An 11,807-nucleotide genomic window follows, 5' to 3' on the forward strand; every position below is an offset into this window, starting at 1 on the left:
TCCTCGCCGGTCCATCGTCCGGCAGGCACGCGCCTACCCCGTCCGCCGATCGGCATTCCTCGAACTGCTGTCAGTCCCCGCCGGACTCTCCATGGCTGCGTACGATTTCCTTCACCTTGGCGACCGCGAAACCCCAGCCCTGCTCGACGGTCGGCTTGGCCGGGACGGCGATCTCGTCGGGGTTGGTGAGAACGTCCAGCAGGACCGGGCCCGGACTGCCCAAGGCGCGTCGCACGGCGCCCTCCACGTCGGCCGGGTCGGTCACACGGATGCCGGTGATGCCCATGGCTTCGGCTACGGCGGCGAAGTCGGGGTTGTCGAGCACGGTGCCGAACTCGGGCAGGCCGGACTGCTCCTGTTCGAGTTTCACCATGCCCAGCCGGCGGTTGTCGAAGACGACGAGCTTGACGGGAAGGCGGTACGTCTTCAGGGTCATGAGGTCGCCAAGGAGCATGCTCAGTCCGCCGTCGCCGCAGAAGGCCACGACCTGGCGCTCGCGGTCCAGACACTGGGCGCCCAGGGCCTGGGGCATGGCGTTGGCCATCGAGCCGAGGTTGTAGGAGCCGATGAGGCGCCGCTCGCCGCGCATCTCGACGAAGCGCGAGAGCCACACGGTGGCCATGCCCGTGTCAGAGGTGAAGACGGCGTCATCGGCCGCGATCCGGTCGACGGCCGCGGCCAGCGCCTCAGGGCGGATGTCATGGGCGCGGTTGTCCAGCGCGGAGCGGATACGGCCCACCACGCCCTTGTCGTGCGACGGATCGGCGAGCCGGGCCTGACCGGTGCGCCACTGGTCGAAGCGTTCACGCGCCTTCTCCAGGTGCGAGCGGTCACGTGCGCCTTCGGACCCGGCGGGCGCGGCGGCGAGGTCGTCCAGGAGGTCGCGTACGGTGGCGCCGGTGTCTCCCACGAGCCCGACGTCGACCGGTACCCGGCGTCCGATATGGGTGGCCTCGGTGTCCACCTGGATCACGGTCCGGCCCTCGGGATACCAGTCCCGGTAGGGGAAGTCCGTGCCGAGCAGCAGCAGGGTGTCCGCGTCCTGGAGGGCCGCGGCGGCGGCGGGGTTGCCGATCAGCCCCGTCTGGCCGACCTGGAAGGGGTTGTCGTCGCCTTCGAAGCCCGCCTTGGCCTTCAGGGTGAGCACCATCGGTGCGGCCAGGCGGTCGGCGAGGGTGAGGACGTCCTCGCGAGCGGCGCGGGCGCCCTCACCGACGAGCAGGGTGACCCGTTCGGAACGGTCGAGGAGTTCCGCGGCGCGGTGGACGGCCGACCCGTCCGGCCGGCTCACCGGGGCGTTCAGGGAGAACCGGGCCGGCCGGTCGGCGGTCAGTTCCCGCTCGCCCAGGTCACCCGGCACCGTGAGAACGGCGACGCCCCTGCGGCCCAGTGCGTGACGCACCGCCGTCTCCAGCATCTGCGGAAGCTGGTCGGGAGAGGTGATGGTCGCGCGGAACACGGCCACATCCCTGAAGAGGGCGTCGTTGTCCACCTCCTGGAAGTAGTCGCTGCCGAGTTCGGCGAGCGGCACCTGGCCGGCGATGGCCAGGACCGGGGCGTGGCTCTTGGCCGCGTCGTACAGCCCGTTGAGGAGGTGGACGGAACCGGGTCCGACCGTGCCCATGCACACGCCGAGGGTGCCGGTGAGCTGCGACTGGGCGCTCGCGGCGAAAGCCGCCGCCTCCTCGTGCCGGCAGCCCACCCATTCCAGTCCCTCGGTGGTGCGGATGGCGTCGGTCAGGGGATTGAGCGCGTCTCCCACGACGCCGAACACCTGGCGCACGCCGAGCTCGCTCAACGCGTCCACGATGACGCGGGCAACAGTACGGGTCACGTAGTCCTCCAGGTCACACGGTGAAACGGTCGGGGTCGGCGGCCTGCCAGTCGGCCGCCCAGGAGGCGGGCGGCTCGGCGAGCAACTGCCCTGGCGCAAGCCACTCGTACAGCTCCTCGAAGGAGCGCTCGGTGCAGGGGTCGATGCGCCGGCGGAGCATGTGCGGACGCAGTTCCGCGGGATCGGTGACACCCATGGACGCCATGATCTGCAACGCGCTGGCCACGGTCGCTTGCTGGAAGCGCTGGACGCGCGTCGTCTTGTCGCCTACGTCGAGAGCGCGGGCACGCCGTGGGTCCTGGGTCGTGACACCCGTGGGGCAGGTGTTGGTATGGCACCTCTGCGCCTGGATGCACCCGACGGCGAACATCATCGCCCGCGCAGCGTTGCCGTAGTCGGCGCCCTGCACCATGCGTTTGACCAGGTCAGTGCCGGTGGCGATCTTGCCACTCGCCCCGATCTTGATCCGATCGCGCAGGCCCACGCCCACGAGGGCGTTGTGAACGGTGTGCAAACCCTCGGTGAGCGGGGTGCCCACATGGTCCGCGAACTCCAGCGGCGCCGCACCGGTCCCACCCTCGGCGCCGTCCACCACGATGAAGTCAGGCGCAGTGCCCTCCTCCAGCATGGCCTTGCACACGGCCAGGAACTGCCGCCGGGAGCCCACACACAGCTTGAACCCGGCAGGCTTGGCACCGGACAACTCGCGCATGCGAGCGATGAAGCGCACGAGTTCGCGCGGGGTGGAGAACACCCGGTGGTACGGCGGGGAGACGACCGTCCGCCCCTCGGGCACGTCGCGGACCCGGGCGATCTCGGCGTTCACCTTGGCTCCCGGCAGAACACCGCCGATGCCGGGCTTCGCGCCCTGCGACAGTTTCAGGGACACACACCTGACGTGATCGTGTGCGGCCTTGTCGGCGAACTCGGCCGCGTCGAAATCGCCTTCCTCGGTACGGCAGCCGAAGTACCCTGTGCCGATCTCCCAAACGAGGTCGCCTCCCGGACGGAGGTGATACTCGGACAGCCCGCCCTCACCGGTGTCCTGGGCGAAACCCCCGGCCGCGGCACCCCCGTTGAGCGCGAGGACCGCGTTGGCGGAGAGCGAGCCGAAGCTCATCGCCGAGACGTTCAGCAGTGCCATGTCGTACGGACGGCTGCAGTCCGGTCCGCCGATCCTCACGCGCGGCGGGTCCTTCGGCACCGGGCACGGCGCCATCGACGGGACCAGGAACTCGTGACCGGGCTGATACACGTCCCGCTCGGTGCCGTACGGCTCCTCCGCGTCGGTGCCCTTGGCGCGCTCGTAGACGATGCTGCGCACATCCCGGTCGAAGGGGCGCCCGTCATAGTTCCGCTCGATGAAGTACTGCTGCAGCTCCGGGCGTACGCGCTCCAGGAGGTAGCGGGCATGGCCGAGGACGGGATAGTTGCGCAGCACCGAGTGCCGCCGCTGCACCAGGTCCCAGGCGCCCAGCACCCCCGTGAGAATGAGCGGAACGGCCGCGAACCACCAGTAGGGCGAGATCCCGAGCGCCGCGGCCAAAGCCCCGAGAGCGGCCAAGAGAGTCAGGAGGACGATTCCAACGCGTGTCACACCTGGCGTGTTGCCCGGATATCGATCGCCATGCGCGACAGCCGGGCACTGGACGCTCCCAGTCGCCGTGGCCGCCGGACGGGCCGCGAGCCCCCGGCCACGCTCATCAGGGTGGTGGACCGCTGGGGCTTCTCCAACGCCCTCGCCCTCAGCGCCGCGTCCACACGGGAACACGCCATCAGCCCCAGCCCGTACCGCATGGGCAAGACCCGGCGGCAACCTGACCTCCGACTCGGCGCGGAGATGGGACCGAACCGAGGTTTCGACGGTCGTCGGGCCGGCACCCCGGCTGGCCTACAGCAGGTCAGCAGCACTGAAATGTCCCCCGCGAGGGAACCGTCCGCTCGACCCGGTGCAGGCAGGCAAACAGGTCGAGTGAACCACCCGGGCCGCAAACCCGCAGATCAGGAGCCCTGCGCCGCAGGCTCAAGAATCGCCACGCACTCCACATGCGAGGTCATCGGGAAGTTGTCGGTTTGAGTGAGTCTCGGAAAAGGCCAGGTCAGAAGCCCCTTTTGGGCTCGCGGTACCGCGTCTTGGCGCCCAGAGCGTCAAACGAGCGTCATGGCCGACAGGACTCCAGCCCTGCCATGGCGCGCTCGACCGGATCCCAGGCCGGCGGAGTGTGCAGTTGACGTGCGCTGGATCGCGGGGGGAGTTCCCGGCCTGGTCACCGGTTGAACCCGGTGGCGTCCCGGGGGCCGGCGCCGGTGTAAGCGCGGTCGGCGAGGACGGGTACGCCTTGGCGTTCGCAGAGCCCGATGATGCGGTGGGTGCAGGCGACGGACAGTTCGCGGGGGCGGCCCAGCAACATTCGCGCGCTCCGCAGCAGGTTTCCGTCAGGCCGGTGACGAAAGGGAGGTTCACGCCGTGTCGGCGATCCTCCGCCGAGTGGTCGGCGCGACTGTCACGGACACGGTCGCACGCGGCGGGGGTCCCGTAGAGGATGGCAAGGCACGTCGCCAGCGGCCCTGCCCAGCCCGCTGGCTTCGACCCGCCAGCGCCCGCGCGGCTGGCGGCATCGCCGGACGGTGTACCGGCCCGGAGACCGCGACCGGCTCGTGCTGTAGGACGTGGTGCCCTTCCCGGACACCGCCGCCCGGTTCAAGGCGATCCTGGCTGCAGGGCCGGGAACAGGGCCGGCCCGCGATCGGCTCGACGTGCCTGGCGGCTCGCCCCGGCGCGATCAGCATCCCTCTTACCGAAGAAGCCGTCGTCGGTGCCGATCACGCGGATGAGCCGAGTCCGCGGCGGGGGATCCGAGGTGGATGGCGCCCCGGCCCCCTCGCGCTGCGCGGTGGCGTTTTCGCGGGTGAACCGGGAGCCCCGGGCGGGTGAATCCCGACTCGGGGCCCTGACGGTACGAGACGAAGGTGGATGCAACCGCGCACGGGAAGGGAGAAGGCGGTGCCGGTCTCCGTCTCCGTAGTGAACCCCAACATGTCAGAGGGATCGTTGGTCCTCGGCGACGAACTCGTAGAAGTCCATGTTGGCGATCTCCAGGTTGCACGCCATCGATCCGACCTCGCGGCATGGAAGGACGGCCTGTTGCCCCGGGCTGTCGTACAGGTCGACGACGGTCAGCGGTCGTCCGGGCTCGGCAAAGGTCCGGGCGTCGGCGAGCGCTACCAGCGTGGTGTGCTCCTCGGGCGGGACGAGCGCCGGGACCTGGCCCGGCTGGAGGCCTTCGAAGGCAGGGTCGGCGACGACCAGCGCTGTCAACGGGTAGTGCTCCACGTCGATCTCGTCTGGGTCCAGGTCCGCGCCGACCCAGCCGTCTGCGTCCGTCCCACCCAGCTCGCCGAGCAGGGCTTGCCAACCCACCTCGTCGTCGAAACAGGTGCGGACCAGCAGGGCCGCGGCGGCGGAGGGAAGTAACGGGAAGGACCGGCGCGGCAGCGTCGGCGTGGGGAAAGCCGGCCGGCCGCCATCACCCTGGTACGTCCCGCACCGGTCCATGTCACGCACCAGGTCATCGAAGGCGAGTGCGCCGCCCAGCAGGCCGACGAGGATCTCGCCGAGCCGGGCCGACGGGATCCGGAAGCCACGCCCGGGTATCGCCGCCAGGTCCACCAGCAGCGGCCCGGCCCCGCCGTACACCACCGGGATGTCCGCCACGACGACGACCGGCGGCACAGGACTGCTGTCGGGAACCAGCGCCGGGATGTTTCCCCCATGCAGAAAGTCCCATCCGCTGTCCTCGACCATACGCAGCCGCACTCCCCTGCTCCCGAGGACGAGCCCGTCGTCTTCCCGGCGGCCCCCGATCTCGTCGAGGAGGCCGCCCCACAGAGCCCTGCCGTCCTCGTAGCACGTGCAGACCAACAGCACCTCACCGGGCGCCGGCTGAGGAAACTCGGGAAAGGACATGTCTCTCCTACGGCGCTGTCAGAAGGAGGAGTTGGTAACGAGGGCGGCGAACTCGTCGGGTGTGGCGAGGCGGGCGATGAGGGTACGGCCGACCCGCTGGAGTTCCTCGTCGTGGTCGATGCTCTGGAACCTGCCGCCGCGCCGGGGCAGGGCCAGTTGCTCGCGGAGCAGGGGCAGAGCCGGTACCGCGAGGGCGCCCATGCGGTCCAGGCAGGTCACGACGTGGTTGGCCGTCGCGGAGTTCTTGGCCATGGCCTGCAGCAAGGCGTCCAGGACGGCCGGTGCCTCGGCCTCGCCGCCGATCTCCCACAGCGCGGCCGCACAATGCACGCGAACCCATTCGTAGTCGTGCGTCAGAAGGTCCCGCAGGCGCGGCAGCGCGGCGGAGGCGGGCGGGCCTATCTCGCCGAGCAGATCAGCCGCATCACCGATGTGCAAGGTGATGCGGCCGTCGAGGAGGCCGAGCAGGAGCGGCATGACCTCAGACAGGTCACCGCCAACAGCCCACAGCGCGGCGACAGCCGCAGGGCGTATATGTGCGTCGGCGGCGGTGGTCAGCGATCGGATCGAGTCCTGTGCGCTGGCCGCTGCCGGGCCGAACGCTCCCAGCGCCTTCAGAGCCGATCGCGTGACGCCGTGCTGCTCATGGCGCACGGCGGCGCCGAGCGTGTCCGCCACCACAGCAACCGCGGCCGGGTCGCCGAGCATGGCCAGGGCGGAGAGGATCGCGTTGGTGCTCATCTCGGTCCGCTGCTGGGAGAGGTCGATCCGGCGCAGGTGGTCGCAGAGCCGTGGCACCAACTCATCGGCTGCCTGCGGCAGATGCCCGGCGACCTGAATCGCTCGCCAGCCGTCTGCGTCGCTGTCCAGAGCGGCCCGCAGGCTCGGTAGCGCGCGTGCGTCGCCGAGGCGCGCCAGGGCCCGGACAGCTTCCTGGTGGCTTCTGCGCAGCGGCGGCTGCGGTGTGGCCCATACGTGGGGGCCGTGCGCCGTGCGCTGGGCGTCGATGTGCGCGGCGAGTGCCTCCCGGGCTGGGGCGGCGATCGGGTGGCAGGCCTCCAGGACGGCCGCAGCCTCGGCGGCGACCTCCTGGTCGTCCGTGGTGAGCTGGTCAGCAACCAGCAGGAGGAGGCGGGTGTGGTCCCCGCGCCAGGTGCGCATCAGCTCCCCGCTCATACGGACCGCGTCCAGGCGCGAGCCGGGGTCAGGGCTGCTCAACTGCTCGGCCAGTACCGCGGTGCGCTCTGGCACCCGGGCGCCCAGGGCTTCGTGGAACGTACGCAGCAGGATGGTGGTCGGCGCGTACACGCGCGTGCGCCGGTCGAGATCCTCGAACGCGGCGACGATCTGGGGCGCAACTCCGTGCGTGGGTGCCGCCGGGCGGTTCGAAGCCGGTGCGATCCGCCGCACTGGTATGGCATGGGCACTCTGACGCAGCAGGCCGATGGCAGTCGGCACGACGTCCTCGCCGACATCATCCGGGGCGCAGCGGACCCGCTGGACCACGGCCGCGAGCCGGGTTACCGGGCCCCAGGCCGGGTCGGCGGCGAGCCCGCCAAGCCAGTCCATCACCTGGTGCATGGCCGCCGGCAGGCGCAGTGCCAGGGCGGCCGCCGCCTCCACGATCCGCAGCCGCGCCCCGATACTGTGCTCGGCGGCCAGCCGCTCGCGCAGCAGGGCGGCGGCCCGATCGGCATCGTCGAGGAAGAATCCGAGCCCGGGTATCGTGGCCAGGCGCACGTCCGGGTCTGGGTCTCGGGCGAGTTCGGCGAACTCCGCGCCCCGCTCGCTCAGGAAGGCGACGGCCTGCGCGCAGCCCGTCGGGGGGTAGTACCCGATCTCGGTACCGTCATCCTCAAAGCCCCGGTCGAGGGACTCCCGGCCGATGCTGACCACCAGCGCGACCACGGCGGCCCGGTCGGGCGTGGCGCTGTCGGCGGCCAACTCGAACAGGAAGGGCAGACTGGCTGCCGTGGACGGGTACACGTCACCTTGGTGGTGAACCGCACCGTAGAAGCGGTCAAGAGCCTTGCTGCGTTCCTCCGCGTCCGGAGAACGCAGCGCCCACAGCAGCGCCGGCACCTCCTCAGCCGAGCCGTACGCGTGCTCCATCGATGCCCAGTCGATGTCATGAAGTCCGTCGAACATGATCCGAACCATGCCAGGTACCACTGACAACAGGAGCCGTTCCCAGTGGGACCGATTGAAGGCGAGAGCCGTCCCGTTGGCGTCCGATGGCTCGGAGCACGGGACGATCACGTTCAGGCGAGGGGCAGTTCGCCAAGCTGCCGCCGTCATCCGCCTTGGCGGCAAGAAGAGCGGCGATGTCGGGGTCGCCCGTGAAGGCCGGGCCCGTCCACCAGTCCGGGACCGGCGCCGGCGCGAGATGGATCTCGGTCCCGAACGTGCGCGCCGCATCGAACAGGGTCTGCAGCGTCTCCACGGTCGCAAGGCCGAGCGCACCGATCCAGTAGCTCCAGGTCTGGGTGCCGGAGTCGTACGAGGCCACCGAGCGCAGCAGAACTCGCTGTTGATCCCAGCCGGTGTCGTCGGCGCGTGCCGACTGGATTCGTCACCTTGAGCAGCCAGCGCGCGCCTGGAGACGGTGTCGGTAAGACGGTCATGGTCCGACGGTACGGCGTACCTGCGGCAATGCCCCACTGCCTTTCACCGAAAGCGCCTGCTGTACGTCGCCGCGAGAAGTGTGTCGCGTGTCCGTTCCAGAAGCAGTCGAGGGGATCAGGCCGTCGTTCTTCACTTCAGGGGCCGGGGTGGCCGTCAGCACCTTGGGAACACGATGTCCCGGATGGTCCTGCCCAGCCAGTACGCGGTGGCCGAGACCGGTACCAGCCACAACCGCACGGACCGGTCGTTGTCTCGAAGAGCGGGCGAGGACAACGTTAACTGCGGTTCCAACACTGGCCTGAGCCTCGGTCGGTCAGCGCCCTTGTCCCTGGCTGCGGCGCCACGTGGCGCGTGAAGTGCGTGGTGAGCGCCGTGGCTGCCGGGCCTGGGTCTCAGCGGGCTGGGCGGCGGGTGAGGAGAATCCTCCGGGAATGCCGGGCCGTGCGGGCGGCGGCACCTGGGGCGTCACCTGCCCGTCTCGCCGCTGGGCCGCATGTGAGGGCCGGGCGGCGCGGGCCAGGACGCGGGAGTCGGGGATCAGCGGGGCGCACGCCTCACAGACCTCTTCGAACGTCCAAACACGGCCGACGAGGGGATCGTGTTGCAGGATGAGTGCCACGCCGCCCGCGCAGTGGGCGGGCGTGTCGACGTGGGCGGCGCACTGCGAAGAGACGCAGTGGCAGCAGGCGTTGGCGTGGACGGTGGCCACCCGCGCGTGCGCGGCAGCGTGGTCGGCGGCGAACGCCCGCAGAGCGGCGAGGTCTTTGGAGCGGGGCGGCATCCGGCAGGCCGCGGTGGTGCAGGTGACGGTGGCAGTCCGGTCGGCGTGCCCGGTCAGGCGGACCGTCCACGGTCTCACCGACGCGCCGCGCGCTGTGCCGCTGCCCTCCCCCACCCCGCACGGCGATCACTTCGCACACCGGGAGGGTGCCGCGCGCGAGGTGTCGCAGCCCGGTTATGAGGCGGCGCTGCTTCAGGCAGCCTGCGACCGGCAGGGCGTCACCCTGTTCTCGGGGCTGCTGACGGGATTCCTCGTCCTGCTGTGCGGCTACGGCGACCAGCGCGACCTGGTCGTCGCCACGCCCACCGCCGGACGCCGCGAGGCCGGGTCCCATCGGCTCATCGGCTGCTTCGTGAATACCATGCTGCTCCGCCTCGACCTGCGCGACAACCCCAGCCTGGCCCAGCTGACCCTGCGCTGTCAGGACACCGTGCGCGAGGCCCTGGGCCGGGAGCATCGGCGCTCACGGATGTGGTGAGCAGGCTGCCGCGCACCACCACGAGCGCAGCGGGAGGGCTGGCGACCGTCATGCTGGTACAGAACAACGCGCCTTTCGGCCCGAGCGAGTTCGCCGGGCTGCGGGCTGAACACCACCGGCTGCCGCCCTCGGCCGTACAACGCGACTGGACGGTGAACGTCGCACAGACCGACAGCGGGCTGCAGGGCGAGTTCGAACACACGGCCCACTTCAGCGACCGGGACATCGCAGTGGCCCAGCGCCGGCTCACGGCCGCCTGGCGTCTCGTCGCCACAGCCCTCGACACCCCCCTTCGAGGAGGCGGTCCGCGAGACAGCCGAGCGCGCCTGAGCCCTATGCTCGGCACGTGCACGAAACCGAGACGGCAGCCCAGGAACCGACGCGACAGCTCCGCCGGGAGCTGAAGGCGGTCTTCGGGGAGCGGGCGACCGACCCGGTGTGCGTGCCGCTGCTGCACAATCCAGTGAACGCCGTCACCAGCGGCGTCTGGCGGGTGCACGCCGGCGCGCGGTCGGCCGTGGTGAAGGTGGTCTCCGGCGCCGGACATGCCAAGGGAGCGTGGTCCGCCTCCGACGATCCGCGGCACTGGAACTACTGGCGCCGCGAGGCCTTCCTGTACGAGGAAGGGCTCCAACACGTGTGGGAGCGGCACGGGATCAACGGACCGCGGCTGCTGGCCGCGCTGGAGAGAGCGGACAGCGACATCGCCCTGTGGCTGCAGGACGTGCCGGGCGAGCCGGCGACCGCGTGGTCTGTGCCGCGCCACGGAGCGCATGCCGAACGGCTCGGCGCGGCGCACGGCGGTCAGCTCGCCTCGGGCCCCCTCGACCGCCCCTGGCTCAGCCGGGGGTTCCTGCGCGGTTATCTGGCCTCGAAGTCGCTCGGCTGGGAACTCCTCGACGACGACGAGGCGTGGCGGCAGCCCGCGGTACGGGATCACTTCCCCGCCGGGCTGCGCTCGAGGATGGTCCGGCTGCACCACGATCGGGCATGGTTCCTCGAGGTGACGGAATCCTTGCCGCGCGTTTTCAGCCACCTCGACATGTGGCCCGCCAATGTACTGGCCCGTGGCAGTGACAGCGTGGTCCTCGACTGGGCGTTCGCCGGGGACGGCGCACTGGGCGAGGATATCGGCAACTACATCCCCGACACCGTTTTCGACCACTTCATGCCTGCAGCCCGGCTGCCCGAGCTCGCGGCCACGGTCTACAGCGCCTACCTTCGCGGGCTGCGCGCGGCGGGCTGGCGGGGCGATGAGCGCCTCGTCCGGCTGGCCGTGTGCGCCTCGGCGGTCAAGTACGACTGGCTCACCGCCCAGATGCTGCTGCACGCCGGCGACGCCCGCCGCCTCGCCTACGGGCGCCGGGAGACGGTCTCACTGCAACACCGCTACCGCGAACGGGGAACGGCACTGGCATTCCTGGCCGACTGGGCGGACGAGGCGAGGACCCTGGCCCCGCTGCTCGGCTTCCCCGCCCCGCCCAGCGGCTCAGGTGCCCCCGGCCACTAGCGGAGCTCCGGCCGCATGACCCACCGTTCTGCTCAACGGCGCCGCCCTCGGCCCCGCCGTCCTGGGCGCGCTGCTGTCCGCTCGGGGCGTGGACGCTCTGCCCGGACACCTCACCGACGCGGGGCTGGACGGGGCGACGGTCCGGCGCGTCACCGAGGCCGCGGACGCCGGCGGACTGAGTGCGGTCGGCAGGCTTCGCATGGGCGCGGCACCCCGCGTGTCCTCGGCGCCCTGTCGCAGGCGTTCACCGACGGTCTTCAGCTCTGCCTGGTCGTCGCGGCCGCCCTGACCCTGCTGGCAGCCGCGGTGGGATTCGTCCTGCTGCGCCGGCCGCAGTAGTCGGCCCCACCGGCCGCAGGCCCGGCTGCCTCCGTCCAAGGGCCTCGCACCCCCGGCCTGCCCACCGCCGACACCCGGACGGCAACCGGGCCGCAGTCACCCGCCGCCCCGCGGTGAGCGCCGGCCCCGCACCGAGGTGACACCCGCCGTACCGGCACGGCTCAAGAGCGGATAGCCACCGCGCCGGTACAGGCGCCGACCGTGGGGACGGCCACGGCGCCGGGGTGTTGTGGGGGGGGGGGGGAGAGTAGGGGCGACCGCACCAAAAGAGAG

At 71.1% G+C, this 11,807-nt stretch carries 8 protein-coding genes; 2 read left to right on the forward strand and 6 right to left on the reverse strand.

Features of this window, described 5'->3' with window-relative positions:
- Positions 1–70 precede the first annotated feature (70 nt).
- The 6 genes from ACWGJB_RS44515 to ACWGJB_RS44540 form a co-directional block, all read right to left on the reverse strand.
- Complete coding sequence (locus ACWGJB_RS44515; RefSeq protein ID WP_453385751.1) at positions 71–1,834, reverse strand: thiamine pyrophosphate-dependent enzyme; 1,764 nt, start codon at positions 1,832–1,834, stop codon at positions 71–73.
- 13 nt (positions 1,835–1,847) lie between these two features.
- Entirely contained in the window at positions 1,848–3,431 is a 1,584-nt protein-coding gene (locus ACWGJB_RS44520; RefSeq protein WP_453385752.1) for an FMN-binding glutamate synthase family protein, read from the reverse strand.
- Between the two features lie 670 nt (positions 3,432–4,101).
- Positions 4,102–4,245, reverse strand: coding sequence for a hypothetical protein (locus ACWGJB_RS44525; RefSeq protein WP_453385753.1), 144 nt, complete (start codon positions 4,243–4,245; stop codon positions 4,102–4,104).
- Positions 4,246–4,874: 629 nt separating this feature from the next.
- Positions 4,875–5,801 (reverse strand): DUF6924 domain-containing protein, encoded by a 927-nt coding sequence (locus ACWGJB_RS44530; RefSeq protein WP_453385754.1) that lies wholly within the window; start codon positions 5,799–5,801, stop codon positions 4,875–4,877.
- Positions 5,802–5,819: 18 nt separating this feature from the next.
- Positions 5,820–7,949, reverse strand: coding sequence for a HEAT repeat domain-containing protein (locus ACWGJB_RS44535; protein WP_453385755.1), 2,130 nt, complete (start codon positions 7,947–7,949; stop codon positions 5,820–5,822).
- A complete protein-coding gene (locus tag ACWGJB_RS44540) occupies positions 7,930–8,310 on the reverse strand; it encodes a hypothetical protein (protein ID WP_453385756.1) in 381 nt (126 codons plus the stop codon). The genes ACWGJB_RS44535 and ACWGJB_RS44540 overlap by 20 nt, the downstream gene beginning before the upstream one ends.
- A 724-nt stretch (positions 8,311–9,034) precedes the next feature.
- On the opposite strand from ACWGJB_RS44540, the gene ACWGJB_RS44545 reads away from it, so the two are divergent.
- Positions 9,035–9,685 (forward strand): condensation domain-containing protein, encoded by a 651-nt coding sequence (locus ACWGJB_RS44545; protein ID WP_453385757.1) that lies wholly within the window; start codon positions 9,035–9,037, stop codon positions 9,683–9,685.
- Positions 9,686–10,031: 346 nt separating this feature from the next.
- The gene (locus tag ACWGJB_RS44550) at positions 10,032–11,195 is read left to right on the forward strand and encodes an aminoglycoside phosphotransferase (RefSeq protein ID WP_453385758.1); all 1,164 of its coding nucleotides are present in this window, start codon (positions 10,032–10,034) and stop codon (positions 11,193–11,195) included.
- Positions 11,196–11,807: the final 612 nt, after the last annotated feature.

It is taken from the genome of Streptomyces sp. NPDC054813 (assembly GCF_053611365.1).